A 26,738-nucleotide genomic window follows, 5' to 3' on the forward strand; every position below is an offset into this window, starting at 1 on the left:
CGCAAATCGATTTGCGGACCCCGGAAGCCGGGGTGCGTGAGTGCCTCACGCACCCGCTAACCTTGTCTTACGGCGGACGAGCCGGCCGGACGGCCGCGTCGGGGAGCGATCCCCGTCGAGGAAAGTCCGGGCTCCACAGGGCAGGGTGGTCGGTAACGCCGACCCGGGGCGACCCGCGGGACAGTGCCACAGAAAGCAAACCGCCACCGCCTCGCGCGGTGGTAAGGGTGAAACGGTGAGGTAAGAGCTCACCAGCGCCCACGGTGACGTGGGCGGCTAGGTAAACCCCACCCGGAGCAAGGTCAAGAAGGGGCCCCGCAAGAGGCCCCGCGCAGGTGCCCGAGGGCGGCCCGCCCGAGCCTGCGGGTAGACCGCTGGAGGCCGCCGGCAACGGCGGCCCGAGATGGATGGCCGTCAGCCGCCGCCCCGCGAGGGACGGCGGCCACAGAACCCGGCTTACAGGCCGACTCGTCCGCCCCCCACCCGCTCCGGCGCCGGCACCACCGGGCCCACCGCCACGCCTCGGCACCCCCGCCCGGCGTTCGACGGCCACCCGCGCACAGCGGCCAAACGACCTGCGCAACGGCGGTCACGTGACCGTCCGGACTGGAGCGCAGTGACGCGGCCCTGATCTGGGCTGGGGCGCGGGACTCCGTTGAATCGGGTCATGGGACACAGACGGGATGAAACGCGGCGCTTACCGTCCTTGGTAAGAGCTGATCGCCTTGATCGGCGACGGCGGCGGGACCGGTGCTGGGTCCCGTGGAGAGGAGCGCTGATGTTCATCATCGTGTTCGTGGCCCTCGCGCTCGCCGGGCTGCTGGGGGGCTTCGCCTACCTGTGGGACTTCTCGCGCGCCAGCCGGCGCGACGCGCTGTTCCTGCCGGCCTCCGACCGCCGCGCGCGCCGCGCGCGCCGGGTGACCGGAATGTACGTGCGCGACTACCCGCGCCGCGACGACGAACTGGTCGGACGCTGACCTCGAGTCCATGGCGGAGCGGAGGTCTCCGGTCGGCGCTCTCGCCGGGGGACGGGGTCGCCCCCGCGAAGGCGCCGGCCGGAGACCTCAGCGGAACGGAGCGTGCGGGTCGTCCAGGCGGGGGGACGGCCCGCACTCGCTTCAGGTGAGGGTCCGGGTTTCCGGGGCCTCGTCCGGGACGCGGGCGAACGCGCCGGTGGAGCGGTCGAGGATCTCGACGTCCGCGGACGACAGGTCCAGGTAGAGGCCGACCAGCTCGATCTCGCCGGACTCGACCCGCTCCCGGAGCCACGGGTAGGTCAGCAGGTTGTCGAGCTGCTGCATCACGTTGATCTTGCAGAGCCGGGTGAGCGGCGGCTCGTCCCAGGTGTCGGGGTCGGTGGCGAGGAAGCGGGCGAGGCTGTGGTTGCCGTGCCGCAGCCAGCGCGACAGCCCGGTCAGGTGCTCGACCTCGGTGCCGCCGGCGAGCAGCGCGGCCATCGCGCCGCAGTTGGAATGGCCGCAGACCGTGATCGTCCGGATGTCGAGGACGTTGACGGCGTACTCGACCGTGGCGGAGACGGAGTCGTCCGGCGTCCGGGAACCGTCCCGGGGGACGAGCGCCCCCACGTTGCGGTTGATGAACAGGTCGCCGGGGCCGCTCGCCGTGATGATGTTGGGGACGACGCGCGAGTCCACGCAGGTGATGAACAGGTGCTGGGGCTTCTGCTTCATCGACAGCTCGGCCATGATCGGCCGGACGAGCCGGGCCGTGCTGCCGTGGTACTCGCGGACGCCGTTCAGCAGCACCGCCGCGGGGGACGTCTCCGGTGCGTCGAGCTCGGCCTCGGGGCGGCGCCGCCGGTTCGCCCAGGGCGCCCACCAGCGGGCCGGCGGAGCAGCTTTGCGGGGCTGAGTCATATCACCTGTCACGGCTCTTTCATACCAAGCCTCGTGAACCTCGTCGATGTCGACCCTCCCCCCTTGCCGCTCGTGGGCGAGCCGCCACTGGTGGACGGCGTCGAACGCGGCGTGGTCCATGAAGTCGACGTTGAGGTCGAGGTCGACGCTGGAGCCGGCCGGGATCGCCTGCAGCGCCCGCGACACCCGGGGGACGCCGAGGAAGGTGAACGTCCCCTCGACGATCACGTGCCGGCGGGGCGGGACGGGCCCGTCGTCCGGCATGGGCGCGAGCTCCTCCGTCCGGACCGCCAGCCGCGTCAGCCTGCGCAGCGCCAGCACCGCCATGATCGCGACGCCCACCAGGACGCCCTCGCCGAGGCCCAGCAGAACGACGCCGGCGAGGGTGGCGTAGTAGGCGGGCGCCTCCCGGTGGTGCCGCAGGTCGCGGACGCGGGCGAGGTCGGCGAGCCGGACACCGAGCACGATCAGCAGCGCGGCGAGCGCCGACAGCGGGACGCGTTCGATGAGCGGCGCGCAGGCCAGCGCGAGGCCGAGCACCCAGACGCCGTGCAGGACGGGGGACAGCCGGGTGCGGCCGCCGGCGTCCACGTTGGCCGTGCTGCGCACGATCACGCTGGCCACCGGCAGCCCGCCGAGCAGCCCGGACACGGCGTTCGCGGCGCCCTGCGCGCGCAGCTCCCGGTCGAGGTCGGCGGGCGGGATCCCGGCCGGCCGGACGCGGTCGACCGCCACGCTGCACAGCAGCGACGCGACGGCGGCGACGACCGCGACGGAGACGACGGCCCCGGCGATCCCGAGCGGCGAGCCGTGCGGCAGGGCCGGGGCGCTCCAGCCGCCGAGCGGCGAGTCCGGCAGGTCGACGCGGGGCACCGGCAGGGCGAGGACCCAGGCGGCGGCGGTGGTGAGGGCGACGGCGGGCAGCGGAGCGGGGATGAGCCGCAGCCGTCCGCCGCGCGGCAGCCGGGACCAGCCGAGCAGGACGAGGACGGTCAGCCCGCCCAGCAGCGTCGTCGGAACGTCCGGGCGCAGGAGCTGGCCGGGCAGTTCCCGCAGGTTGGCGACGGCGGACTGCTGGGGGCTGCCGCCGAGGACGACGTGCACCTGCGCGACCGCGATGACGACGCCGACCCCGGCGAGCATCCCGTGCACGACGGCGGGGGAGACGGCGAGGGCGGCCCGCGCGACCCGTCCGGCGCCGAGGACGAGCTGCACCAGCCCGGCGAGCATGGTGATCGTGCAGGTGGCGCGCCACCCGTAGGTCTCGACGAGTTCGGCCACGAGCACGGTGAGTCCGGCGGCGGGGCCGCTGACCTGGAGCGGGGAGCCGCCGAGCAGGCCGGCGACGATCCCGCCGGCGACCGCGGCGATCAGCCCGGAGGCGACCGGGGCGCCGGAGGCGACCGCGATGCCCAGCGACAGCGGGACCGCGACGAGGAAGACGACGAACGACGCGAGCAGATCCCGCCGCAAAATGGACACGTTACGTGGCTTTGGAGTCACACACCGTATATAAGCATGATTAGCGAGGCTTCACGCGCGCACACGCGCCCGTGGCCGGTAACGAGCGGGCCTGGAAATACGCCGAGGGCCGCCGGAGGAGATCCGGCGGCCCTCGGCGGGACGTGCTGGGGTCAGCGGCGGTAGTTCTCCCAGTCGTCGGCGGGCTGGCGGTTGCCGTAGGGGTTGCCGTCGTTCTGCTGGCCGCCCTGGTATCCGCCGCCCTGCTGCTGCGAGCCGCCGTAGTAGCCGGAGCCGTACGCCTGGGTGGAGTTCGGGTCGGTGTATCCGCCCTGCGCCGCCGGGTCGTGCGGCGCGGCCAGCGGGTCGCCGCCGCCGTTGTAGCTGCTGCCGCTGAAGTCGCCGTAGACGCCGCCGGAGCCGCCGGAGCCGGCCGGGCCGCCGTACGGCTCGTGGCCGCCACCGCCGCCGAGCGGGTCGTCGTAGCGCGTCGACTCGCCGTAGGCGGGGGCCGTCGGGTAGCCGTCGCTCTGCTGGCCCTGCTGGCCCTGCTGGCCGTAGCCGGGCTGGCCGCCGAGGCCGGAGTCGTAGCCCTGGCCGGACCCGAGCCCGGAGTCGTACCCGCCGCCGCCCTGGCCGCCGGACGGCCACGGGCCGGTGTTGCCGGTGCTTCCGGTGTGCGCGTTCCCGGGGTGCGGGGCCGTCCCGTAGGAGCCGGTGCCCAGCGGGTCGCCGAGCGGGTCGTTCAGGGAGCCGCCGCCGTAGGAGCCGCCCGGGTCGGAGGACGGCGCCGGGCCCGTCGTCCGCTGCCGGTCGGACTGGATGCGCTGGAGCAGTTCGTCCACCGTCGGGAGCTTGTGGCCGTCGGTGTCGGTCCCGCCGCCGGGGACGCCGTGCGCGGCCGCCGCCGGGGCCGGGGCCGGGGCCTGCGGCGCTGCGGGCTCCTCGGGACGTCCGAGGGGCAGCCCGAGCGGGTCGGACACCCGCGGGTCGCCGCCGCGCGGGCCGCCCGGGACGGACGGGCCGAGCGGCAGGTCGAAGTCCTGGCGGCCGGAGGGGGGCGGCCCGGCGGCCGGGCGCCCGCCCAGCGGGTCGGAGCCGTAGTCGCCGTAGGACGGCTGGGAGCCGTACTGAGGCTGCTCGGGAGCGCCGTACTGGTCCTGCCCGCCGTACTGGTCCTGCCCGGCGTACTGGTCCTGCCCGCCGTAGGACTGCTGGTCGCCGTAGGACTGGTCGCCGGGGCCGTAGTCGGCGGCCCCGTACGCGGGCTGCGGCTCCTGCCCGCCGTAGACCTGCTGGTCGGGCGCGCCCGGACCGCCGTACGGGCCGCCGAGGTCGGCGGGGATCGGGTCGAGCGCCGTCGAGCCCGGGTCGTTGCCGAACGGCGCGCCGCCCGGGAACCCGCCGTGCGCGGGGGCGGGGAGCTGCTGCGGCCCGGTGCCGCCGCCCTGCCCGCCGGGGTGGCCGCCCAGCCCGTTGAGGACGGTGCCGTCGGCGCTGAGCGAGACCGGCTGGGTCAGCTGGGGCTGCTCGACCGGCTGCTGCTGCTCGGGCGGCGGGCCCGGCGCGTGCCGCGGGTCGGCGAAGTCGGGCTCCGGGCGGTCGTCCCCGTGCTCGCGGTCGTGCTGCCAGGGGAACTTGGGCTTGTCGAAGGTGATCGTCGCCCAGTAGTCGTCGTCCTCCATCTCGTCCGCGGCCTGGCCGCTCGGCGCGGGGGGCGGCGGGGACGGGGCGGCGGTGGGCGCGGCGAGCGGCCCGCCGGCGAGCGGCCCGCCGGCGACGCGGCGGTCGGGCACGGGCTCGGGCGCGCGGTCGTAGCCGCCGTCGAAGCCCTCGTCGTAGCCGTCGTTGTAGCCGGGGCCGTAGTCGTCCTGCCCGCCCATCTGCTCGGGCGGCGGGACTCCGCGGCGGCCTCGCGGCTGCTGGGGCTCGTCGTCCATCCAGTCGTCGTCGTCGCGCCCCGCCCTGCTCGCCCGCAGGCCCAGGGCCACGAGGACGACCACCAGGACCACGACCACAATGAGGCCGAAGACCACGATGTAAGAAGTCATGCCACCACCCAATGCCTTGGCCCAGCGAGAGTCGCCGGCGCGGACCGCGGGTCCGTCCCGATTGTCGCAAGCGTCCGGATCGTCCCGGGGCTAACCCGATTCTGTCCGACCGCTATGACCGTTGTCACACCCTTCGCGCACATTTACCCTCACACGGCGCGTACCGATCGGCCAACCCGGCCGACCCGCACGCCCCTGTCAGCTCCAGCCCCCGAGGGGTCCGCCCTGACCCTGCGCACTGAGGCTCCACGGTCAACGCGCCTGCTCGCCGCCGAAGTTCCCGATGATCCGCCCGCGCCCGACGGTGTGCTCGGCGATGGCGGGGAGCGAGTCCTTCAGTGCGGCCCCGTTCTGGAACGGTGCCGGATCGTCCAGCGCGTAGATGGTGAACCGGTACCGATGCCGTTCTCCCTTGGGCGGGCACGGTGGCGCGTAGCCCGCCTTCTTGCCTGTGGTCAACCCTTCGACGGTCCTGTCCAGCCGGGCATCCTCGACGATCTCGTTGACCGTCCCGTCGATGCCCGCGATCACCCAGTGGACGTAGGCGCCGCCGGAGGCGTCCGGGTCGTCCATGACGATCGCGAACGACTTGGTCCCGGCCGGCCCCGACCACCGGAGCGGCGGGGTCTTTCCCTGCCCGCCAGAGTACGTCGTGCAGCCGTACCGCGGGGGCAAGTCGCCGCCATCGTGGAAGACCGGGCTGGTCACCGTGAACCATTCGGACAGTTCGGCGCTCTTGTTCTGCGGCTGGCCGATCAGCCCGCAGCCGCTCAGGGCTCCGGCGAGGGCGAGGGCGCCCGCCGCGGCCAGCATCGGACGCCGGTCTCTGCTCATCATCGATACGCTCCCGCGCGAGATCGTACGCCGCGCGCCGCCGGGCCGCCGTGATCGCGGTCCCGCTTGTCGGCCGCGCGCGTCCCGCCGCCGGCGCCCCCTTCCTCGTCCGCCCCAACCATAGGGCTTTCCGCGGGGTGCGACGGGCGGTTCGTCGCGCCGTCCGCGCGGTCGTCCGGGGGCGGGCCCGGTGACCTGCGCCATGCGTGTTTTGCCCCGCTCCATCCCATAATTTGCGAAGGAGTGGCGTGTTTCACACCCGAGATGGGCCCTGCGTTTGCCGGATCGGGAAGTTCTCGGTTTCTTTCCTGGTTTCCGGTTGGTGCAGGGCACGTTCCATCGGCTAGCTTGTGAATGTCTTCACAAGCCGACCGTGACATTGGAGGGCCGCAATGGCCAGGACCGCCGAGGACACCTCTGGCGCTCCCCACATCCTCATCGTGGGTGGCGGCTATGTGGGCATGTACACCGCGCTGCGTCTGCAGAAGAAGCTCAAGCGGGAGCTGAGACGCGGCGAGGTCAAGGTCACCATCGTCGACCCCAACTCGTACATGACGTACCAGCCGTTCCTTCCCGAGGCCGCCGCCGGGAACATCTCCCCGCGGCACGTCGTCGTCCCGCTCCGCCGGGTGCTGCCCAAGTGCACCGTGCGCAAGGCGCGCGTCACCGAGCTGAACCACGACGAGCGCTGGGCGATCGTCCAGCCGCTGTCCGGCCCCCCGGAGCGGATCTCCTACGACTACCTGGTCATGGCGGCCGGGGCCGTGCCGCGGCTGCTGCCGATCCCCGGGCTCGCCGAGCACGGCATCAGCCTCAAGACCATCGGCGAGGCCATCCACCTGCGCAACCACGTGCTGGAGCAGCTGGAGATCGCCGAGTCGACCGACGACGTCGAGGTGCGCCGCAAGGCGCTGACCTTCGTGTTCGTCGGCGGCGGGTTCGCCGGCGTCGAGGCCGTCGCCGAGCTGGAGGACATGACCCGCGACGCGACCAAGTACATGCGCAAGGTCACCCCGCAGGACCTGCGGTTCATGCTCGTCGAGGCCGCCGACCGCATCCTGCCCGAGGTCGGCCCCGACATGGGCAAGTGGACCGCCGAGCAGCTGCGCGGCCGCGGCATCGCCGTGAAGATGAACACCTACCTGGAGTCCGCCGTCGGCGGCCAGATCGAGCTGTCGGACGGCAGCAGCTTCCCGGCAGGGACGCTGGTGTGGAACGCGGGCGTCAAGCCGTCCCCGGTCGTCCGGCACGGAGACCTGCCGCTGGACGAGCGGGGCCGCGTCAAGGGCACCGAGTACCTCACCATCGAGGGCCTGGTGCGCGCGTTCACCGCCGGCGACAACGCCGCCATCCCGGACCTGACGCAGGAGGGCATGTTCTGCCCGCCGAACGCGCAGCACGCCGTCCGGCAGGCCAAGCTGCTCGGCGACAACATCGTCCGGTCGCTGCGCGGCAAGACCCTCAAGCCGTACGTGCACGCCAACATCGGCGCCGTCGCCGGGCTCGGCCTGCACAAGGGCGTCGCCCAGACGTACGGCTTCAAGGTCAAGGGCTGGCCCGCGTGGTTCATGCACCGCAGCTACCACGGCGCGAAGGTCCCGACCTTCAACCGCAAGCTGCGCGTCATCGCGGACTGGACCCTCGCGCTGTTCCTCAAGCGCGAGACCGTCTCGCTCGCGACCGTGGAGCAGCCGCGCGCCGACTTCCAGCTCGCCGCCCTCGACGACGCCAGGGCCAAGGCCAAGGCGAAGGAGAACGCGGCCTGATCCGGCCTCGCTCGCTCCCGGCGACGCCCCGGCGGTCCCCGCGACCGCCGGGGCGTCCCGCGTTCCCCGGGTGCGGGAGAATCGGCGGGTGCGCATCGCGATCCTGGGACCGCTGGAGGCGGCGGCGGACGACGGCGCGCCCGTCGCCGTCGGCGGGGCCCGGCTGCGGTCGCTGCTCGCGCTCGACCCCGGTGCGTCGATTCCCGCCGGGCGGATCATCGACGCGCTCTGGGAGGACGGCGTGCCCGGCGGCGCGCCGAACGCGCTGCAGTCCCTCGTCCGCCGGCTGCGCACCGTGCTCGGCCCGGACGCGATCGAGACGCGGCCCGGCGCGTACCGGCTCGTCCTGCCTGCCGGGGACGTGGACGCCCACGACTTCGAGGCGCGGGTCCGGGACGCGCGCCGCGCCGCCGCCCCGGCCGACCGGTCGGCGGGGCTCCGCGCGGCGCTCGCGCTGTGGCGCGGCCCGGCGCTCTGCGACGCGGCCGGGCTGCGGTTCGCGGACGCGCCCGCCGCCCGCCTGGAATCCCTGCGCCGCGCCGCACTGGAGGAACGGCTGGACGCCGACCTGGCGCTCGGCCGCCACGCGCGGCTGATCCCCGAGCTGGAGGCCCTCGCCGCCGCCGACCCGCTCCGCGAGCCCGTCACCGCCCTGCTGATGCGCGCCCTCTACGCGACGGGCCGCCAGGCCGCCGCCCTCGCCCGCTACGAGGACGCCAAGCACGCCCTGCGGGACCAACTCGGCGTAGACCCGTCCCCGACTTTGCGGGCCGTCCACCTGTCGCTCCTACGCCAGACCCCCGCACCAGGCGCCCGTCCCCTCACCGCCCCGTCGCCCGCCGACGGGCATGCGGGCGCGGAACAGCCGCTCGCCGGGGCGCCGCGCCCCGGGCCGCCGCCGGGAGGGGCCGTCCGCAAGGGCAACCTGCCCGCCCGGCTGACCAGCTTCATCGGCCGCGACGCCGACCTCGACCGGGTGGGCGGCCTGCTGGCGCGGGCGCGGCTCGTCACGCTGACCGGGCCCGGCGGGTCCGGCAAGACCCGGCTGTCGCTGGAGGCGGCCGAGCGGACGCCGGACGACGCCTGGCTCGTCGGACTGGCCCCGGTCACCGACCCGGGGGAGGTCCCGGCCGCGGTCGTCACCGCGCTCGGGCTCCGCGAGATGACGCTGATCGGAGGCCCGGCGCCGGCGCCGAACCCGGTCGACCGGCTCGTCTCCGCGCTGTCGGGACGCCGCCTCCTGCTGCTCCTGGACAACTGCGAGCACCTGCTGGACGCCGCCGCCCGCCTCGCGGGCGCCCTGCTGGAGAACTGCCCCGGCGTCCGGATCCTCGCGACGAGCCGGGAACCCCTCGGCATCACCGGGGAGTCGCTCTGGCCGGTGGAGCCGCTGGAGCCGCCGCCGGAATCCGCCGGCCCGGAGGAGGCGGCGGCCTACCCGGCGGTCCGGCTGTTCGCCGACCGCGCCGCGGCCGTCTCGCCGGGGTTCGCGGTCACCGCCGGCAACGTCGCGCACGTCGTCCGGACCTGCCGGGCGCTCGACGGGATGCCGCTGGCGATCGAGCTGGCCGCCGCGCGGCTCCGCGCGATGACGCCCGCGCAGATCGCCGTCCGGCTGGACGACCGGTTCCGGCTGCTCACCGCGGGCAGCCGCACCGCCATGCCGCGCCACCGGGCGCTGCGCGCCGCCGTCGAGTGGAGCTGGGACCTGCTGGAGGAGCCCGAGCGGACGCTCTGGCGCCGCCTCGCCGTCTTCCCCGGCGGCGCGACCGCGGACGCCGCCGAGGCGGTGTGCGCGGGCCCCGGCCTGGACCGCGCCGACGTCCTCGACGTCCTCGCCGCGCTCGTCGACAAGTCGCTGCTGACCGTCGCCGGCCCGGAGCCCCGCTACCGGATGCTGGAGACGATCCGCGCCTACGGCCTCGAACGCCTCGCCGGCTCCGGCGACGAGGCCGCGACGCGGCGGGCGCACGCCGAGTACTTCGTCCGGCTCGCCGAGGAGGCCGAGCCGCACCTGTGCCGCGCCGGCCAGCTGCCCTGGCTGCGCCGCCTGACCGCGGAACTCGACAACACGTCCGCGGCGCTCCGCTGGGCGATTTCCGCAGGGGACGCGCCGCTCGGCGTGCGGTTCTGCGCGGCGCTCGGCTGGTACTGGTTCCTGACCGGGCGGCTCGGCGACGGCGCGGACGGCCTGGCGGAGATCCTCGCCCTCCCGGGCGTGCCCGACGACCAGACCACGGCCCGCGCCCTCGCGCTCGGCGCCATGACCATGATGGACAACCGGCCGGACGCCGACCGCGCCGCCGCCTGGCTCGCCCGAGCGGAGGGCATCTGCGCCGGGCTCGACCGCGCCTCCCTGCACCCGGTGCTGCGGCTGATGCTCCGGACCGTCCGGATGTACGCGGCCGGCTGGGACGCCTCGGCCGCGCCGGGCATCGACACCCTGCTGGACGACCCGGACCCGTGGGTGCGCGGCCTGGCGCACTTCATCCGCGGCCAGATCGCCTACAACTTCGGGCGGACCGACCAGATCGAGGACGACCTGGAACGCGCCCTGGCCGCGTTCCGCGAGTCCGGCGACCGCTGGGGCCTGTCGTTCACGCTCAGCTCGCAGGCGGAGATCCTCGGCCGCCGCGGCGACCACCGCGCCGCCGTCGACCGCTACGAGGAGGCCCTGCGGCTGGACGCGGAGCTGGGCGGCGGCACGGCCGGGATCCTGCACGTCCACATGAAGCTGGCGAACGTGCTGGACCTCGTCGGCGAACGCGCCCGCGCCGAGGAACTCCTCCACGCCGCCCTCCGCGACCCCGCGCCCTCCGGGCCCGAGGAGACGGCCGCCCTCCACTACCAGCTGGGCGAGTTCGCCCGCCGCTCCGGCGACGACGCCGAGGCCCTGCGCCGCCTGGCACGCGCCGACGAGCTCACCCGGAACCTCCCCGGCCCGGCGCAGTTCCGCGCCATGATCCTCTGCGCCCGCGCCCAGCTGGACCTGGCGACGGGCGCCCTGGACGCCGCCGCGGCCCGCCTCGACGAGGCCCTGCGCGGAGCCGTCCGGGCCCGCGACTACCCGGTGGTCTCGCACGTCCTGGCCGGCCACGCCGAACGCGCCCGCATCCTCGGCGACCCGGTCCGCGCCGCGGAACTCCTGGGCACCGCCGACGCCCTGCGCGGCACCCGCGACCTCTCCCTGCCCGACGTGACCGCCATAGAGTCCGCCACCCGCACGGCCCTGGGCGAAGAAGCCTTCACCACCGCCTACGACCGCGGCCGAACCAAGACCTTCCCCGACATCCTCACCGACTTCGGTCTGCGGGACACGGGCGAAGCGGGAGGTCCGGCCACCCGGCCGGACCTCCCTGAGCTCCACCTCAACTGATGTTGGAGAACCGCTGGTTCATCTTGCTCGCCTTGCACGTCCAGACGTTGGTGAGCGCCTTGTTGCGCTTGGACGCCCCGGCGATGTCGAGGCACTTCTTCGAGTTCTGGCTGACCAGCTGGTGCAGGGGCGTGTACCAGAACAGCTGTGGCCAGTACTTGTCGCCGTACTTCTTGTTGCGGCACTGTCGCTGCCTGACGGCGCTGCCGTTCTTCGTGCCCTCGACCGTCAGGCACAGCCCGCTGTTGCGGTTCTGAATGGCATAGATGTAGTGCCGGACGGTCCCGCTGCCCGGTGCCTGGATCAGCCACAGCGCCCACTGCTCGTTGGCCTGCTTGACGCACGTGTACTGATCGGCGCGCGTCCCGGACTTCTTCGACCAGCCGGGGATCTCGAGGCACTTCTTGGAATGCTGTGCGCGCAGCCGGGTCCACGGGGGACGCGCCAAGGCGCCCAGGTCGGCCGATGTCGCGCCGGTCCGCGGATCGGCGACCGCCGTGGACGGCGTGCCCGGACCCGGCGCATCGGCCGAGGCGGGCGGGTTCACGGCCGCCAGCGCGGCCCCGGCGGCCAGCGCCACCCCGAGTACTCTGATCGGTTTCATGCCCTGCTCCAAGCTTGGAGGATCGGTTCACGAGTCAGCGAAGCGCAGCCGCGTCTCCGAACCGCCTCTTCGCCGTCTCCGCGCCGCCTCCCGCGCCGTCCCCGCCGCGATGAGCACCGCGGCGGGGATCGGACGGCTCGGGGTCAGCGTTCCGAGGGGCGCCCCCGCACGATCACGCGCGCTTCTTGAAGGCTTGGAGGGAGAGCGGGGCGAAGACCAGGGAGATGCCGACGCCCCAGGCCAGGGCGATCAAGGAGTGTTCGAGGACGGGGCCGCCCACCAGGAGACCGCGCATGGCCTCGACCAGGTGCGTCACCGGGCTGTTGTCCATGACGTACGCCACCGGGCCGGGTATGCCCTCGGTCGACTTGATGAACGCGGTGCTGAGGAAGCTCAGCGGGAAGATCACCACGAACCCGAAGATCTGCACCTTCTCCGGCTCGTTGACCTTCATCGCGATGTAGACCGACGTCCAGGAGAACAGGACCGCGAAGGTCAGCAGGAGCAGGAACGCAGTGACCAGCGCGAGCACGTTCGTCTCGACCCGGAAGCCGATGGCGAAGCCGACCAGCAGCAGGATCACCATCGACCACGCCTGCTTGACGGTGTCCGCGATGATCCGCCCGGCGAGCGGGGCGCTGCGGGCGATCGGCAGGCTCCGGAACCGGTCGAACACGCCCTTGGTGATGTCGGTGTTCAGCCCGAAACCGGTGCTCATCCCGGCGAACAGGGCGTTCTGCGCGATGATCCCGGGGATCACGACGGGCAGGTAGGCCTCAACGCTGCCCTCCATCGGCGGGCCGAACACGTAGGCGAACAGCAGCACGAACATGATGGGCTGGATGGACAGGTCCAGCAGTTCCATCGGGTTGTGCTTGATCTGGACGAGGTTGCGCCAGGCCAGGGTGGCCGTGTTGCGCACGGCCGTGCCGGGGGCGACCCGCTTGGACAGGTGCTCCGGCGCGAGTGACGCGGTGGTCATGTCGACGCCCCTTCCTTGTCGGCGGACTGGGCCAGCTCGCCGGCCTCGGCGTCGATGTCGTCGGTGTGGTGGCCGGTGAGGGCGAAGAACACCTCGTCCAGGCTGGACTTGCGGAGCGACAGCTCGCCCACGGCGACGCCCGCGTCGTCGAGGCGGCGGACCACCGCCGGCATGAGCTGCGGGTCGGTGATCGGCGCGCTGATCAGGCCGTCGCGCACCTCGGGGACGGCGTCCGCCAGCTCGCCGACGATCCGCGCCACGGTGCCGCCGTCGGTCTCCTTGACCGGGCGCACCTCCAGCACCTGGCCGCCGACCTGGGATTTCAGCATGTCGGACGTGCCGTGCGCGATGGCCTCGCCGCGGTCGATGACGATGATGTCGTCGGCCAGCTGGTCGGCCTCCTCCAGGTACTGCGTGGTGAGCAGGACGGTGACGCCGTCGTCGGTCAGGCCGCGGACGATGTCCCACAGGCCGTTGCGGCTGCGCGGGTCGAGGCCGGTGGTCGGCTCGTCCAGGAAGAGGATCTGCGGGCGTCCGACCAGGCTCGCCGCCAGGTCGAGCCGGCGGCGCATCCCGCCCGAGTACGTCTTCGCGGCGCGCTCGGCGGCGTCGGTGAGCTGGAACCGCTCCAGGAGCTCGGCGGCGCGCGCCTTGGACGCCCTGCGCGGGATGCCGAGCAGCCGCCCGATCAGCACGAGGTTCTCGGTGCCGGTCAGCATCTCGTCGACCCCGGCGTACTGCCCGGTCAGGCCGATGAGCTGGCGCACCTTGTGCGCGTCCCGCACCACGTCGAACCCGCCGACCCGGGCGTCGCCGGCGGTCGGCTCGATCAGTGTGGCGAGGATGCGGGTCATCGTCGTCTTGCCGGCGCCGTTCGGCCCCAGCACGCCGAGGACCGTTCCGGGCTCGGCGGTGAGCGAGACGCCGGCCAGCGCCTGGGTCTCACCGAACCGCTTCTCCAGGCCCTCGGCCTGGATCGCGTAGGTCATGTGATCTCCTGGTGATCCGTTCGCCGGACGTCTGTGCCCCCGCGGGAGGGGGACCAGCCAAAATATGCGTTGTCCGGGGTGGTGTGCATTCGATTTTTTCCGCCGCCCCTGCCAAGCTCTGCCAGTCGCGCGAGAAGTGTCCAACCTCGCACGCGCCACTGACAAAACGCTGGGGGCGGCGCGATCGTGCCGCCGCGTGCGGCGGTCCGCCGTGCCGGAAGAGGCTGGAGGGCGCCTCCGGCGTTCTAAACTCGCGGTGTGACGACGGTGCGGCGCGGTCACCAGGAGGACGGCGGGGGGCCGCGCCCGCCGCGGCTGCGGCCGCCCGAACACAGGGTCTCGCCCCGCGCCATCGCGCACTGGGCGATCGAGTACCTGCTGCTGTGGGGGCTCGCGTTCGGGCTCGCCCTGGGCGTGGCCGCCTGGGTCGGCGACTCCGACTGGGACGCCCTGCCCGGCTGGCTGTCCGGCCGCGTGGGCTGGCTGCCCTACCTCATCGGCGGCGCGGGCCTGCTCATGGTGACCGTCGCGCCCGTCTGGCGCTTCCGCGTCCACCGCTGGGAGGTCAGCGCCGACGTCGTCTACACCCGCACGGGCTGGTTCAGCCGCGAGTGGCTTCTCGTGCCGGTCGGACGCATCCAGACCGTCGACAGCAAACAGGGGTGGATCGAACGGATGCTGGGGCTCGCCACCATCGAGGTCAACACGGCCTCCCATACCGGTTCGTCCGAGGTGTCCGGCCTCCCCGTGGACGTGGCGACCCGCCTCGCCGAGGACCTGGCGCACCGCGCGCACGACCTCCGCGACGACGCGACGTGAACGTGCGGCTGCATCCGCTCACGTTCGTCGTCGGCGCCGTCCGCGAACTCGTCGCGCTCCTCGCCGCCGGGGCTACGGGCCTCCTCGTCGGAGGCATGTCCACGGCCTTCTACTTCACCTTGGCCGGGCTCGCTTTCGGGCTGGTCTTCCACATCGCGAACTGGGCGACGTTCACGTACGTCCTGCACGACGACCGCATAGAGCTGCGCCGCGCGCTCATCGGACGGTCGGTCAAGAGCATCCCGCGCGACCGGATCCGCGGCGTCGACATCAGCGCGTCCGTCCCGCACAGGCTGCTCGGGCTGGCGGTCGTGCACATCGACGCCGGGGCGGACGGCGGCGAGGGCGAGCTGAACGCGGTCTCCCGGCAGGAGGCCGAGCGGCTCCGCCGCGTCCTGCTGGCCCGGGACGCCCAGGCGCCGCCCCGCCGCGTCCTCGCCCGCATGCGGCGCCGCTGGTACGTGTACGCCCCGCTCAGCGGCGCCTACCTGCTGACCCCGTTCGCGGTGGCGGGCAGCGTGCTCGGCACCCTCTACAACCTCGGGGACGACCTGGGCCTCATCACCCGGGAGCGCGTGGAGAACTTCGGCCACGACGTGGTCGGCCTGTCCACCGCCCTCGTCCTCGCGCTGATCATCCTGGTGCTGGTCGCGATGCCGGTCATGTCGGTGATCGCCTTCACCCTCTTCAACTGGGACTTCACCGTCCACGAGCGGGACGGCTCCGTCGTCGCCGAGCGCGGCCTGGTCACCCGCCGCAGCGTCTCCCTCGAACGCCGCCGGCTGCGCGGAGTCGAGCTCACCGACAACCCGTTCGAGCGGCTCGCCGGCGTGACCCGCCTCGGCGCCCTCATCACCGGCCTCGGGGACGCCGCCCACCGGGGAAGGCTGCTGCCCGCGGCGCCCCGCCCGGTCGCCGAGTCGCTCGCCGCCCGCGTCGTCGGCAACGTCCCCGGCCCGCTGCTCGCGCATCCGCCCGCCGCGCGGAGCCGCCGCGTCGTCCGCGCGGTCGCGCCCCCGGCCGGCGTCGCCGTGCTCGCCGTGCTCGCGGGCCAGCCGTGGGTCGCCGTCCTGTGCGCGGTGCTGGCCGTCCTCGCCGTCCCGCTCGGCCTGGACCGCTATCGCCAGCTCGGCCACGCCACCGACGGGGAGCGCCTCACCGTCCGGTCGGGGTCGCTGCGCCGCCGGCAGGTCGTCGTCGAGCACAGCGCCGTCGTCGGGTGGCGCGTCCGCCGCACCCTGTTCCAGCGCCGCCTCGGCCTCGCCACCCTCTTCGCCGCCGTCGGCGCGGGCGACGGCGGCTACTCCTCGGCCGACATGCGGGAGGCGGACGCCGTGGCCCTGGCCGCCGCCATCACCCCCGAGTGGGTGACCCCGTTCCTGGCCGCCCCGCCGCCTACTCGGGGCGGCGCGCGCCGAACATGATCTCGTCCCAGGACGGGACGGACGCGCGCTTGCCCTTGGGCTTCCGGCGCCGCGCCGGCCGCTGCGCCGCGCTCTCGCCGCTCGCGGCGGCGGCGGGCGACCCGGTGGCCGGCTTGTCCTGGGCGGCGGGCATGGTGGGACGGCTCGCCGGCTTCTTCTTGGCCGGCGTCCGCGCGGGCTGCCGCGGCGCCGGGGGCTTCTTCACCGGCGCGGGCCCGCCCGCCTCCGGCTCCTCGGGCCCCTCGGATGCGGCCGCGCCACGCGACGCCTCCTCGGACTCCTCGGCCGTCTCCTCGACCGGAGCCGACGCGGCCTCGTCGAGCACCTCGGGCGCGTCACCGCGCTTGTTGCGCTCGTCGCGCGCGTCTTGCGCGTCGCGCTCATCCTGCGCGTCGTACTCGTCCCGCGCGTCCTGCCTGTCGCGCTCGTGCTGCGCGTCGTACTCGTCCTGCGCGTCGCGCTCGTCGTCCCGCGTGTCGCGGGCGCTGGGCGCCCGCGACGCCTCGCGCGGCTCCGCGACCTCGGCCGCCCGGACGGCGCTCGGCTCGTCGCGCTCGCCGAGATCGTCACGCTCCTCGCCGGGCTCGACGGCCGTGCTCGCGCTCTGCCGCACCGCACCGGCCGCGTCCTCGTCGCGGGCCCGGGGCGCTTCGCGCTCGCCGCGCGGGGCCTCGTGACGGTCGGCCACGTCGGACTCGCTCCAGCGCGCCTCCCGCTCGTCGCCCGGCCGCGAGCCGCCCCGCACCCGCGTCTCACCGGACGCGGCGGACTCGCGCCGCACGTCTTCGCGAGCCCCCTGCTCATCGAGTGGACGGGCGGCGCCCTGCGCCTGCGGCTCGGCGGCGGCGGCCTCGCGGGGTTCGCCGAGGTCGCGCTCGTCGCGCGGGCGGGAAGTGCTCTGCGCCTGCGCCTCAGTGGACGCGGCGGATTCGCGCCGCGCGCCCTCAGGGGATTCGCGGAGTTCGCGTTCGTCGCGCGAGCGGGTGCCGCCCTGGACCCGCGGCTCGGCGGCGGCCTCGCGGGGCTCTTCGCGGTCGCGCTCGTCGCGCGGGCGGGCGGTGCTCTGGGCCTGCGCTCCGGCGGACGCGGCGGATTCGCGGCGTGCGGTCTCGCGGGGTTCGCCGCGGTCGCGTCCGTCGCGGGGACGGCTGGTGCCGGACGGCTGTGACGCGTCGTGCAGGCCGGCGGGGGCGGACGCGCTCTCGTCGCCGGGTTGAGCGGCGCCGCCCGGTCCGGCCGCTTCGTGCCGTGCCTCGGCGAACTCGTCCTCGTCGCGCGGGCGGGCGGCGCCGGCCGCCTGCGGCGCGTGGTCGCGGCGCTGGGACGGCTCGCCGGGGCGGGCGGCCTCGCGCAGGGGAGTGGCCTCGGACGTCTCGCGGAACTGCGGGCGCGGGTCGACCATGCGGCCGCGCTCGATGATGTACTCGCGCGGCTCGGCGGCGCGCAGCGGACCGGACGGCCCGTGCTGCTCGGGTTCGCCGGGAAGGCCGCGGTCGCCGCGGTCGCCGCGGACGTCGCGGTCGCCACGGACGTCGCGGTCGCCGCCGACGACCTTCATCGCGGGGCGGCGCGGGACCAGCGGGGTGACGGTGTCGGACAGCGCGTCGTCGTCGTCCCATTCGACGGACGTGAGGCGCGCGGCGACCTCGTCCAGCGGGGACACGTGCCGGCGGCGCGGCTCGAAGGTCCATTCGGCGGCGTGCGGGCGGCCGCCCTCGAAGAAGGACAGCCGGACGCGCCAGGTGTTGTCCTCGCACTTCCAGGCGTCCCACTCGACCTCTTCCAGGTCGACGCCGCCGCGGCCGAGGCGCTCCTCGACGGTCTCGCCGAGCGGCGGGCCCGGGGTGGACTCGCCCGGCCGGCGGACGGTGACGCGCTGCGCCTGCTGGGCCATGTACTCGCGTTCCTGCAGGACCGGTCCCTCGAACCAGCGGACGCGCTCGACCGGGATGCCCGCCGACTCGGCGATCTCCTCGGCGGTCTCACCGGACCGGATGCGGGCCTGGATCTCCTTGGGGCGCAAGGGACTCTCCACTTCGATCTCGAACTGGCCGAGGCGGGAGAAGTGCCCACGGACCGCGGCGCGGAGCCGGTCGTCGACGGGCAGGGTGAACCGGGTGCCTCGGCCCGCGGTGGCCAGGACGAGGTACGTACCGTCCTCGCTGACCGCGACGAGGCGCAGCTCCTGCATGCGTGTCCTTCCTGCCCTGTCTTGATGGCACGGAGGACGCCGGACCGCGCGACCGTGCTCTCACGGTCGGCCGCCCGATGCCCACCGAGGGCGCATGCGTGCCCTTTCCCCCGGGTTCCCGAGTCTCTCTTTCGGACACACCTGCTGCCAGCACCGTACCCGGCATGTCCGAACATCGCCGCTCTCGAAGCCCCCTTCACGAGGTCGAAGAGGGCACCTGACCTAGCTTGCCGGTGACGTGGGCGGCGAGGGGGCGGCATGCCTGAATCTTGTGCATCCTTTTCCACACTGTGCCTGACGGGCGGGTCGGCTGCCAGTCGCCGGACGTTGCGAGAGTCACGTCTTGGGCTGGAACACCTCGATCTTCCAGTTAGTTTCCGTTCGTGTGGGTTAGAGCCGAGTGAAGCTCGTCGTCCGGTTGGCGGCGGGTGGGCTGGAGGCCGGCGACGGACGGGAGTAGACGGGATCATGCCGCGCAAGCTGCCGGATCTGAGCACGACGCAGCTGATCGCGAGTGCCTTGGCGACGGCGGTCGCCGCTTTCGGGGCGTCCTACCTGGGCGTGTACGGGACGATCATCGGGGCGGCCCTGATGAGCGTGATCTCGACGGCCGGGTCGGCGGTGGGCAAGCACTACCTCGACCAGGGCCGGGACCAGATCAAGGAGCTGACGCACCTGCAGTCGGCGGTGCGGCGGCGGACCGCGGCCGAGGAGGCGGCGGACGAGGCGAGGAGCGCCGACCCGACCCGCACGGCCGTGTGGTCGGGGGACCCGGGCGCGACGCGCTTCGACCCGCCGTTCGGCGGTGACCCGAACGCCACCCGGCTCGATCCGGGCGGCGACCCGAACGCGACGCGCCTGGACCCGGTGGCGGCGGTCGCCGGCGCGCTCGCCGGCGAGGCGGGCGAGGACGCCGTGCGCGAGGTCGTCCGCAGGACGGCGTGGCGCAGCACGGTCGAGTGGGCCAGGGCGCACTGGGTGAAGCTGACGATCGCGTCGGCGACGGTGTTCGCCGTCGTGATCGCCGGGATCACGGTGATCGAGGCGTCCACCGGCCAGCCCATCGGCCGGAGCGACCGCGGGCTGACCGTCACGAACGTGCTGGGCGGCGGGGGCGGCGGCCGGCCGGACGACGCCCCGACGCGGAGCCCGTCCGAGAGCCCGTCCGAGCCCGGCGGCACGCCGAGCCAGGAGCCGACGGGAGAGGTCCCGCCGACGGAGCCGACCACCCCGCCGGCCCAGCCGACGGACCCGTCCACGGGGCGGCCGACCGAGCAGCCCACCCAGGAGCCGCCGACGACCTCGGCGCCGACGGCTCCGAGCACACCGGCGCCGACGGAGAACCCGCAGGACGGCGGCCAGGGCGCGGACGTCCCGCAGACCCCCGCCGGCTAGTAACGGCCAGTACGGCTAGTCGCCGAAGACCTGGTTCGTGTACGGGTTGGCGAAGCGGCGCTCGGGGTCCAGTTCGTCGCGCAGGGCACGGAAGTCGTCGAACCTGGGGTAGACCTTCTCCAGGTAGGACGCGTCGCGCGTGTGGAGCTTGCCCCAGTGCGGACGGCCGCCGAGCGAGGTCAGCAGTTCCTCGACGCCGCGGAAGTAGTCCTCGTGGGGGTCGCGGTGGTAGACGTGCACGGCGATGAACGCGCTCTTGCGCCCGTGGGCCATCGACAGCCAGGCGTCCTCCTGCGGCAGCAGCCGGACCTCGATGGGGAAGCTGATCCGCCAGTCGCGCTTGGCGAAGAGGGAGCGGAGCTCGCGCAGCGCCGGGACGAGGTCCTCGCGCGGGATCGCGTACTCCTGCTCTTTGAAGCGGACCGTCCGCGGGCTGGTGAAGATCCTGTAGGACGTGTCGCTGTAGGTGCGCGCCCCGAGCGCCTTGGCGGAGATGCCGTTCACGAAGGGCGTCGTCGCGGGGGCCAGGTGCGTGACCCTGTTGACGGCGCCGAACACGGTGTTGGACAGGAACTGGTCGTCCAGCCAGTACCTGAACTTGGAGACCGGCTCCGCGGGACCCTCGACGCGGTTGTTGCGCTTGGTCAGGCACCCCTCGGTGTGCGGGAACCAGTAGAACTCGAAGTGCTCGTTGGCGGCGTCGAACTCGTCCACGCGCGCGAGCACCTCGTCCCACTTCATCGGCTCCTCCTGCGCGCGCAGGAGGAAGGACGGGACGGCCTGCCAGGTGATGGCCGTGACGATGCCGAGTGCGCCGAGACCGGCGCGGGCGGCGTCGAACAGGTCGGGGCGCTCTTCGCGCGAGCACGTCACGGTGGAGCCGTCCGCGAGGACGAGTTCGAGCGCGGCGACCTGGGAGACGAGCCCGGCGGCGTCCCGGCCGGTGCCGTGCGTGGCGGTCTGGAGTGCGCCGGCGACGGTCTGCTCTTGGATGTCGCCCATGTTGGCCAGCGCGAGACCGTGTTCGTCCAGCACGCGGTTGAGCACGTGCAGCGGAAGCCCGGCTTCGACGGTGACGAGCCCGGTGGCGGTGTCGACCGACCGCACCGCGTCGAGGGCCGTGGGGCGCAGCAGGACTCCCTCGGCGACGGCCGCGCCGGTGAAGGAGTGTCCTGTGCCGATCATGCGGACGGTGAGGCCGTCGCCGGCGGCGGACCGCACCGCCGCGGCCACCTCGTCGGCGGTGCGCGGCGTCACGGCGCGTTGCGGTGTGGCCAGCTGGTTTCCCGCCCAGTTCTGCCACGTTCGGGGGTTCTCGGGGGGCATGCGGTGACTCTACTCGGCTATAGATCGTGAGGAAAGTTCACGTTTTAATCCGGGTCGGGACGGGGGATGATCCGGGAACCGGCGATAACGTACGATCCGGTAACCACGGCTGGGTAACCGTCTGTAGCGAGACTCGTTGGGAAATGTTGTGGCTTCTCCATCAGCATCACGCACCGGCCCCGTCGCGGGAGCGTCCGGCGATGGTGAGGCGCCCGGCGCCCGCCCGCCGAGACCCAGGCCGGAGAAGAAGCGGCGCGATCCGCGCGGCGGCGGCGCGCGGCCGAGGCGCGGCGGCCGGGCGCTGCCGTTCCTCATCGGCGGCATCGCCGTCCTCACCGTCGCCAGCACCTCCGGCGGCGTGTACGCGGCGCTGACCAGCGATAAGGCGGACCCGGCCGCGTCCGGCACGCCCAACGAGCCGCCGCCGAGCGCCCCGGCCGCGACCGGGGCCGGCGACCCGGTCAACGTGGCCACCGGCGGCCGGGTGGCGCCGCTGCAGCGGGTGGTGCCGCCGGACGTGCTCGCCGTCGGCGGCAGTTCGATCTCCGCCGCCAAGATCAGGCGGATCGCGAAGCTGAGCCGGGTCAAGGACGTGACGGCGGTCGCGGGCGGGGCCGTCCAGCTCCAGGGCCGCCAGGTGAACGTGTTCGCCGTGGACCCCTCGTCGTTCCGGTCCTGGACGCCGCCCGGAACGGCGAAGAAGACCGAGCTGTGGGAGGGGCTGGCCGCGAACCGGTTCGTCGTGTCGCCGGCGGCCGCCGAGCAGCTGCAGCTCACCAGGGGCTACCAGTATCCGGTGGTGGGGCGGACGATGCCGAAGCTCACGATGGGCGGCTCCGGCCCCCTCGGCCTGCCCGGCATCGACATGCTCGTCAGCAAGGACTCCGGCGACGAGATGGGGCTCGTCCCGAACGTGGCGGTCCTGGTCAACGCGCCCGGGGTGAGCCCCGGCAAGGTCGTCAAGGCCGTCGGCAAGGTGCTCGGGCCCGGCACGAACGTGCTCAACCTGCACGAGCGCAAGTACGAGTCGTCCGGCGGCGGCGGCCGCTCGGCGAGCTACCTGGACCTGTACAAGAAGGCGGCCACCACGTGCCCGGGGCTGTCCTGGACGGTCCTCGCCGCGATCGGCCAGGTGGAGAGCGACCACGGCCGCAACGCCGGCCGGTCCAGCGCGGGCGCGCTCGGCCCGATGCAGTTCATGCCCGCGACGTGGAAGGCGTACGGGGTGGACGGCGACGGCGACGGCAAGGCCGACATCATGAACCCCTTCGACGCCATCCCGGGCGCGGCCAAGTACCTGTGCGCGAACGGCGCTGGACGCGGCGGCAAGCAGCTCTACAACGCGGTGTGGCACTACAACCATGCCGACTGGTACGTCCAGAAGGTCCTCAACCTGGCCAAGTCGTACGCGGCCCGGTACGAGTGACCCCGAGCCCGGCATCCGGTACGGGCTGGTTGGATGGAGGCATGACGGCGTACGACGCGTTGCTTCTGCTGTCCTTCGGGGGGCCGGAGGGGCCCGAGGACGTGATCCCGTTCCTGGAGAACGTGACCCGCGGCCGCAACATCCCCAGGGAACGCCTGGAACAGGTGGGGGAGCACTACCACCTGTTCGGCGGGGTCAGCCCGATCAACCAGTTGTGCCGGGACCTCAAGGCCCGGATCGAAGGCGACTTCGCGGCCCACGGCGTGGACCTCCCGGTCTACTGGGGCAACCGCAACTGGACTCCTTACCTCGCCGACACCGTCCGGCAGATGAAGGCCGACGGGATCCGGCATGCCGCCGCGTTCGTGACGTCCGCCTACAGCGGCTTCTCCACCAACGACCAGTACCTCAACGACATCGCGCGCGCGCGCGAAGAGGTCCCGGGCGCCCCTGAGATCGACAAGCTCCCCGTGTACTGCGACAGGCCGGGCTTCATCGAGCCGTTCGTGGACGCCGCCAAGGACGCGCTCAGCCGCCTCCCGGAAGGGGCGCGCCTGGTCTTCACCGCGCACAGCGTTCCCCTGTCGCAGCCCAACCGTGAGCTGTACGTCGCCGAGCTGGAGCAGGCGGCGCGGACGGTCGCCGATAGGGCCGCCCCCGGGAACCCGTGGGACCTCGTCTACCAGAGCCGGAGCGGGCCGCCGAGCCAGCCGTGGCTGGAGCCGCAGATCACCGACCACCTGGAGAAGCTGCACGGCGAGGGCGTCACCGGCGTCGCGGTCGTGCCCATCGGGTTCGTCTCCGACCACATGGAGGTCAAGTACGACCTCGACGTGGAGGCCGCCGGGCGGGCCGCCGAACTGGGGCTCCCGTTCGCCCGCGCCGCCACGCCCGGCGCCGACCCGCGCTTCGCCGCCCTGCCCCGCCACCTCCTGGGAGAACCCGCATGAGCCTGGCCGCCGATCTGCTGGAACTCGCCGCCGAGACCGCGCGCGAGGCCGGCCGGATGCTGGTCGACAAGCGTCCCGCGGACGGCCCGGACGTCGTGCAGACCAAGTCGTCCCCGACCGACGTCGTCACCCAGATGGACCGCGCCGCCGAGCAGCTGATCATCGAGCGGATCCGGGCGGCCCGCCCCGGCGACGCGTTCCTCGGCGAGGAGGGCGGCACCCGCGCCGGGGACAGCGGCGTCCGGTGGGTCGTCGACCCGATCGACGGCACCGTCAACTACCTCTACGACCTGCCCGACTGGGCGGTCAGCATCGCCGCCGAGGTGGACGGCGAGGCCGTCGCCGGCGCCGTGGAGATGCCGCGCCGCGGCGAGTCGTACACGGCGGTGCGGGGCGGCGGCGCCCTGCTGCACACCGCGTCCGGCACGCGCGAGCTCCGCGTGAACGCGCGGGTGCCGCTCGGGACGGCGCTGGTCGCGACCGGGTTCGGCTACGACGCGGCGCGCCGCGCCGCGCAGGCGCGGATCCTCACCGGCGTGCTGCCGAACGTCCGCGACATCCGGCGCGGCGGCTCCTGCTGCGTGGACCTGTGCTCCCTCGCGGCCGGACGGGTCGACGCGTACTACGAGCGCGGCGTCCAGGCGTGGGACGTCGCGGCCGGGGCCCTGATCGTCCAGGAGGCGGGCGGACGCGTCGAGGGGCTGCACGGAGCGCCCGCGAGCCCGGAGCTGACCATCGCCGCCGGGCCGGGCACGTTCGAGGCCCTGCACGCCCTTCTGGCCCCGCTGGACCCCGTACGCGACTGAGCCCGGGACGACGGGCCGTCCCGGGCTCCTGCGAGGTCGTGCGTGAGAATGCGGGATCAGTCGCAGCGGGGTGGTTCGACGCCGATGTCGTTGTTCGCTGCGATCCGGCGCAGCTCGCTGATCTCCTCCTGACGGATGTCCGCCAGGTAGGTGTCTCCCTCTGCGTGGGCGCTGCGCAGCGACGCGTACGCGTCATCGAGTCGCTGCTGGATCATGCGTGACAACTCGCCCATGGGCCTCCTCCCGGATCGTTTCCATGCCTTACCCAGACCTAAGCTGAAAGCAAACCTGTTCGCGGATGCAATTTTCGCGGATTCTTGCGTCCGCGAGGTCACGCCCCGGCGTACGCCGAGCTGAACGCGTGTTTACGGGCGTCTTACGGCGCCCGTGGCATATCTGGAGGCCCCGGGGCCGGTTCGCGCCCCGACCAGGAGGGGGACCCCGTGCGTGTACTAGTCGTCGAGGACGAGCGCGTGCTCGCCGACGCGATCGCCACCGGCCTGCGCCGGGAGACGCTGGCCGTGGACGTGGCCTACGACGGCGCGGGCGCGCTGGAGCGGGCCGGCGTCAACGAGTACGACGTGATCGTGCTCGACCGCGACCTGCCCAGGATCCACGGCGACGACGTCTGCAAGCAGCTCGTCGCGCAGCGCTACCCGGCCCGCATCATCATGCTCACCGCGGCGGGCGAGCTGGACGACCGGGTCGAGGGCCTGTCGATCGGCGCCGACGACTACCTCGCCAAGCCGTTCGCGTTCGCCGAGCTGATCGCCCGGGTGCGGGCCCTCGGCCGGCGCGCCGCCGCGCCGCTGCCGCCCGTCCTGGAGCGCGCCGGGATCACCCTCGACCCGGCCCGCCGCGAGGTCGCCCGGGACGGCCGCCCGGTCGAGCTGACCCGCAAGGAGTTCGCGGTCCTGGAGGTGCTGCTCAGCGCGGACGGCGCCGTCGTCAGCTCCGAGCACCTGCTGGAGAAGGCGTGGGACGAGCACATCGACCCGTTCACCAACGTCGTCCGGGTCACGATGATGACGCTGCGCAAGAAGCTCGGCGACCCGCCGGTGATCGAGACGGTGCCCGGCGTGGGGTACCGGCTGTGACCGCGTCCCAGCCCGGCCCCGACGAGCCGGGCGCGCCCGCGCCGCCCCCCGGCGCCGACGACGGCCGTCCGAACGCCGCGCACGACACCGGCTCCTGGATCACCCAGCCGACGGCCGTCCCCGGCGCCGACGGCGGCCGGCGCGGCGGGCGGTGGCGGCGGCCGGGCCCGCAGCAGTTCCCGCAGCCGGCCCCGGCCGCGAAGGGCATGTGGCGCGGCGACGGCGGCGGGTTCACGGAGCTGGCGGCGCTGCCCGGCCGGATGAGCGTCCGGCTGCGCCTCACCCTGCTGTACGGGCTGCTGTTCTTCATGGCGGGCGCGCTGCTGCTGTTCGTGATGTCGTTCCTGATGGCGAACATCCTCGGCAACGTCAAGGTGATCGGCCTCGGCATCTCCGACGCCGAGGCCGCCGAGCTCCAGCGCCAGTTCGTCGAGCAGACGATGAAGCAGCTGGTCGGGCGGTCGCTCCTCGCGCTCGGCGGGGTGGGGGTCATCACCCTGGTGCTCGGCTGGTTCGTCGCCGACCGGGCGCTCAGCCCGCTGCAGCGGGTCACCACGACCGCGCGCCGGCTGTCGGAGAGCACGCTGCACGAGCGCATCGCGCTGGAGGGCCCGGACGACGAGATCAAGGAGCTGGCCGACACCTTCGACGCGATGCTGGAGCGCCTCGGCCAGGCGTTCGACTCCCAGCGCCGGTTCGTCGCGAACGCCTCGCACGAGCTGCGCACTCCGCTCGCGATCAACCGGACGCTGCTGGAGGTGGCGCTCGGCGACCCCGAGGTGTCGGACGACCTGCGCACCGTCGGCAAGACGCTGCTGGCCACCAACGCCCGGCACGAGCGGCTCATCGAGGGGCTGCTGCTGCTCGCGCGCAGCGAGCGCGAACTGACCGCCCGCACCCCGGTCGACATGGCCGAGGTGGCGGCGACGGTCCTGGAGCAGTCGGCCCGCCGCGAGCACGACAACGACGTGGCCGTCCACCCGGAGCTGACGCAGGGGACGGCGCTCGGCGACCCGGTCCTGCTGGAGCACCTGGTGTCCAACCTCGTGGAGAACGCGGTCAAGCACAACGAGGCGGAGGGCGGCGAGCTGTGGGTCCGGACCGGGATGCTGGAGGGCTACGCCACCGTCCAGGTCGAGAACACCGGGCCCGTGGTGCCCGCCTATGAGGTGGAGCGGCTGTTCGAGCCGTTCCGGCGGCTGAACGCCGACCGGGTCGAGTCGTCCAAGGGCGCGGGCCTCGGCCTGTCGATCGTCCGCTCGGTGGTGCTGGCGCACCGGGGCGCCGTCTACGCCGCGCCCCGCCCCGGCGGCGGGCTGATCGTCACCGTCCGGCTCCCGCCCGGCTGACGGGCCCCCGGAA

General features: G+C 73.8%; 20 protein-coding genes and 1 other RNA gene. 12 read left to right on the forward strand and 9 right to left on the reverse strand.

The genetic code is table 11. The features are described from left to right. The first annotated feature begins 77 nt into the window (after positions 1-77). Together rnpB and ACA511_RS21835 are read left to right on the forward strand one after the other, a co-directional pair. Positions 78-475: RNase P RNA component class A (gene rnpB / locus ACA511_RS21830), an RNA gene on the forward strand. Positions 476-778: 303 nt separating this feature from the next. Beyond that, positions 779-979 (forward strand): hypothetical protein, encoded by a 201-nt coding sequence (locus ACA511_RS21835; RefSeq protein ID WP_375026344.1) that lies wholly within the window; start codon positions 779-781, stop codon positions 977-979. A 141-nt stretch (positions 980-1,120) separates the two neighbouring features. Here the strand turns inward: ACA511_RS21835 and ACA511_RS21840 are convergent, their stop codons facing one another. The 3 genes from ACA511_RS21840 to ACA511_RS21850 form a co-directional block, all read right to left on the reverse strand. After that, positions 1,121-3,361, reverse strand: coding sequence for a SulP family inorganic anion transporter (locus ACA511_RS21840; RefSeq protein WP_375026345.1), 2,241 nt, complete (start codon positions 3,359-3,361; stop codon positions 1,121-1,123). 152 nt (positions 3,362-3,513) lie between these two features. Next, positions 3,514-5,391, reverse strand: a complete 1,878-nt coding sequence (locus ACA511_RS21845) for a hypothetical protein (protein WP_375026346.1) — start codon at positions 5,389-5,391, stop codon at positions 3,514-3,516. Between the two features lie 252 nt (positions 5,392-5,643). After that, positions 5,644-6,225, reverse strand: a complete 582-nt coding sequence (locus ACA511_RS21850; RefSeq protein WP_375026347.1) for a YbhB/YbcL family Raf kinase inhibitor-like protein — start codon at positions 6,223-6,225, stop codon at positions 5,644-5,646. A gap of 392 nt (positions 6,226-6,617) precedes the next feature. Between ACA511_RS21850 and ACA511_RS21855 the strand changes: the two genes are divergently transcribed. Continuing rightward, positions 6,618-7,991: an NAD(P)/FAD-dependent oxidoreductase gene (locus ACA511_RS21855; protein WP_375026348.1), complete on the forward strand. Its 1,374-nt coding sequence runs from the start codon at positions 6,618-6,620 to the stop codon at positions 7,989-7,991. 88 nt (positions 7,992-8,079) lie between these two features. After that, positions 8,080-11,367 (forward strand): BTAD domain-containing putative transcriptional regulator, encoded by a 3,288-nt coding sequence (locus tag ACA511_RS21860; protein WP_375026350.1) that lies wholly within the window; start codon positions 8,080-8,082, stop codon positions 11,365-11,367. Here the strand turns inward: ACA511_RS21860 and ACA511_RS21865 are convergent. The 3 genes from ACA511_RS21865 to ACA511_RS21875 all read right to left on the reverse strand — a co-directional run bounded on the left by ACA511_RS21865 (position 11,360) and on the right by ACA511_RS21875 (position 13,942). Then, positions 11,360-11,971, reverse strand: coding sequence for an RICIN domain-containing protein (locus tag ACA511_RS21865; protein WP_375026351.1), 612 nt, complete (start codon positions 11,969-11,971; stop codon positions 11,360-11,362). The two genes, ACA511_RS21860 and ACA511_RS21865, sit on opposite strands and share 8 nt — an antisense overlap. 172 nt (positions 11,972-12,143) lie before the next feature. Next, complete coding sequence (locus ACA511_RS21870) at positions 12,144-12,953, reverse strand: ABC transporter permease (RefSeq protein ID WP_375026353.1); 810 nt, start codon at positions 12,951-12,953, stop codon at positions 12,144-12,146. Continuing rightward, complete coding sequence (locus ACA511_RS21875; protein WP_375026355.1) at positions 12,950-13,942, reverse strand: ATP-binding cassette domain-containing protein; 993 nt, start codon at positions 13,940-13,942, stop codon at positions 12,950-12,952. Before ACA511_RS21875 ends, ACA511_RS21870 begins: the two co-directional genes overlap by 4 nt. A 258-nt stretch (positions 13,943-14,200) precedes the next feature. Here ACA511_RS21875 and ACA511_RS21880 point away from each other — a divergent pair, with 258 nt between their 5' ends. Both ACA511_RS21880 and ACA511_RS21885 read left to right on the forward strand, forming a co-directional pair. Beyond that, positions 14,201-14,761 carry a PH domain-containing protein gene (locus ACA511_RS21880; RefSeq protein WP_375026357.1) on the forward strand — a complete coding sequence of 187 codons (561 nt, stop codon included), beginning with the start codon at positions 14,201-14,203 and terminating at the stop codon, positions 14,759-14,761. Then, entirely contained in the window at positions 14,758-16,185 is a 1,428-nt protein-coding gene (locus ACA511_RS21885; protein ID WP_375026358.1) for a PH domain-containing protein, read from the forward strand. The genes ACA511_RS21880 and ACA511_RS21885 overlap by 4 nt, the downstream gene beginning before the upstream one ends. Here the strand turns inward: ACA511_RS21885 and sepH are convergent. Beyond that, positions 16,157-18,376 (reverse strand): septation protein SepH, encoded by a 2,220-nt coding sequence (gene sepH, locus ACA511_RS21890; protein ID WP_375026360.1) that lies wholly within the window; start codon positions 18,374-18,376, stop codon positions 16,157-16,159. The two genes, ACA511_RS21885 and sepH, sit on opposite strands and share 29 nt — an antisense overlap. Before the next feature lie 468 nt (positions 18,377-18,844). Between sepH and ACA511_RS21895 the strand changes: the two genes are divergently transcribed. Then, positions 18,845-19,771, forward strand: coding sequence for a hypothetical protein (locus tag ACA511_RS21895; RefSeq protein WP_375026361.1), 927 nt, complete (start codon positions 18,845-18,847; stop codon positions 19,769-19,771). Between the two features lie 15 nt (positions 19,772-19,786). On the opposite strand, the gene ACA511_RS21900 is transcribed toward ACA511_RS21895, so the two are convergent. Further along, a complete protein-coding gene (locus ACA511_RS21900; RefSeq protein ID WP_375026362.1) occupies positions 19,787-21,097 on the reverse strand; it encodes a D-arabinono-1,4-lactone oxidase in 1,311 nt (436 codons plus the stop codon). A 148-nt stretch (positions 21,098-21,245) separates the two neighbouring features. Here ACA511_RS21900 and ACA511_RS21905 point away from each other — a divergent pair, with 148 nt between their 5' ends. From ACA511_RS21905 to ACA511_RS21915, 3 genes are read left to right on the forward strand one after another with little or no spacing between them, the layout of a single operon-like run. Continuing rightward, positions 21,246-22,523 (forward strand): lytic transglycosylase domain-containing protein, encoded by a 1,278-nt coding sequence (locus ACA511_RS21905; protein WP_375026364.1) that lies wholly within the window; start codon positions 21,246-21,248, stop codon positions 22,521-22,523. Positions 22,524-22,564: 41 nt separating this feature from the next. Beyond that, positions 22,565-23,473, forward strand: coding sequence for a ferrochelatase (locus tag ACA511_RS21910; RefSeq protein ID WP_375026365.1), 909 nt, complete (start codon positions 22,565-22,567; stop codon positions 23,471-23,473). Continuing rightward, a complete protein-coding gene (locus ACA511_RS21915) occupies positions 23,470-24,279 on the forward strand; it encodes an inositol monophosphatase family protein (RefSeq protein ID WP_375026366.1) in 810 nt (269 codons plus the stop codon). Before ACA511_RS21910 ends, ACA511_RS21915 begins: the two co-directional genes overlap by 4 nt. A 56-nt stretch (positions 24,280-24,335) precedes the next feature. On the opposite strand, the gene ACA511_RS21920 is transcribed toward ACA511_RS21915, so the two are convergent. Further along, positions 24,336-24,512, reverse strand: coding sequence for a hypothetical protein (locus tag ACA511_RS21920; protein ID WP_375026368.1), 177 nt, complete (start codon positions 24,510-24,512; stop codon positions 24,336-24,338). 210 nt (positions 24,513-24,722) lie between these two features. On the opposite strand from ACA511_RS21920, the gene ACA511_RS21925 reads away from it, so the two are divergent. Beyond that, on the forward strand, positions 24,723-25,376 hold the full coding sequence (locus tag ACA511_RS21925) for a response regulator transcription factor (protein WP_375026369.1): 654 nt from the start codon (positions 24,723-24,725) through the stop codon (positions 25,374-25,376). Between the two features lie 98 nt (positions 25,377-25,474). Further along, positions 25,475-26,725: a sensor histidine kinase gene (locus tag ACA511_RS21930; protein WP_375026939.1), complete on the forward strand. Its 1,251-nt coding sequence runs from the start codon at positions 25,475-25,477 to the stop codon at positions 26,723-26,725. Positions 26,726-26,738 lie beyond the last annotated feature (13 nt).

Origin of the sequence: Actinomadura sp. GTD37 (genome assembly GCF_041951365.1) — a bacterium.
Lineage (GTDB): Bacteria > Actinomycetota > Actinomycetes > Streptosporangiales > Streptosporangiaceae > Spirillospora.

Excerpts from the sequence above, each read along its gene's own strand:
- ACA511_RS21895 (WP_375026361.1), top strand. The coding sequence starts at position 18,845 with ATGCCGCGCAAGCTGCCGGATCTGAGCACGACGCAGCTGATCGCGAGT.
- sepH (WP_375026360.1), bottom strand. The coding sequence starts at position 18,376 with ATGCAGGAGCTGCGCCTCGTCGCGGTCAGCGAGGACGGTACGTACCTC.
- ACA511_RS21845 (WP_375026346.1), bottom strand. The coding sequence starts at position 5,391 with ATGACTTCTTACATCGTGGTCTTCGGCCTCATTGTGGTCGTGGTCCTG.
- ACA511_RS21870 (WP_375026353.1), bottom strand. The coding sequence starts at position 12,953 with ATGACCACCGCGTCACTCGCGCCGGAGCACCTGTCCAAGCGGGTCGCC.
- ACA511_RS21835 (WP_375026344.1), top strand. The coding sequence starts at position 779 with ATGTTCATCATCGTGTTCGTGGCCCTCGCGCTCGCCGGGCTGCTGGGG.
- ACA511_RS21855 (WP_375026348.1), top strand. The coding sequence starts at position 6,618 with ATGGCCAGGACCGCCGAGGACACCTCTGGCGCTCCCCACATCCTCATC.
- ACA511_RS21850 (WP_375026347.1), bottom strand. The coding sequence starts at position 6,225 with ATGAGCAGAGACCGGCGTCCGATGCTGGCCGCGGCGGGCGCCCTCGCC.
- ACA511_RS21875 (WP_375026355.1), bottom strand. The coding sequence starts at position 13,942 with ATGACCTACGCGATCCAGGCCGAGGGCCTGGAGAAGCGGTTCGGTGAG.
- ACA511_RS21920 (WP_375026368.1), bottom strand. The coding sequence starts at position 24,512 with ATGGGCGAGTTGTCACGCATGATCCAGCAGCGACTCGATGACGCGTAC.
- ACA511_RS21915 (WP_375026366.1), top strand. The coding sequence starts at position 23,470 with ATGAGCCTGGCCGCCGATCTGCTGGAACTCGCCGCCGAGACCGCGCGC.
- ACA511_RS21900 (WP_375026362.1), bottom strand. The coding sequence starts at position 21,097 with ATGCCCCCCGAGAACCCCCGAACGTGGCAGAACTGGGCGGGAAACCAG.
- ACA511_RS21865 (WP_375026351.1), bottom strand. The coding sequence starts at position 11,971 with ATGAAACCGATCAGAGTACTCGGGGTGGCGCTGGCCGCCGGGGCCGCG.
- ACA511_RS21910 (WP_375026365.1), top strand. The coding sequence starts at position 22,565 with ATGACGGCGTACGACGCGTTGCTTCTGCTGTCCTTCGGGGGGCCGGAG.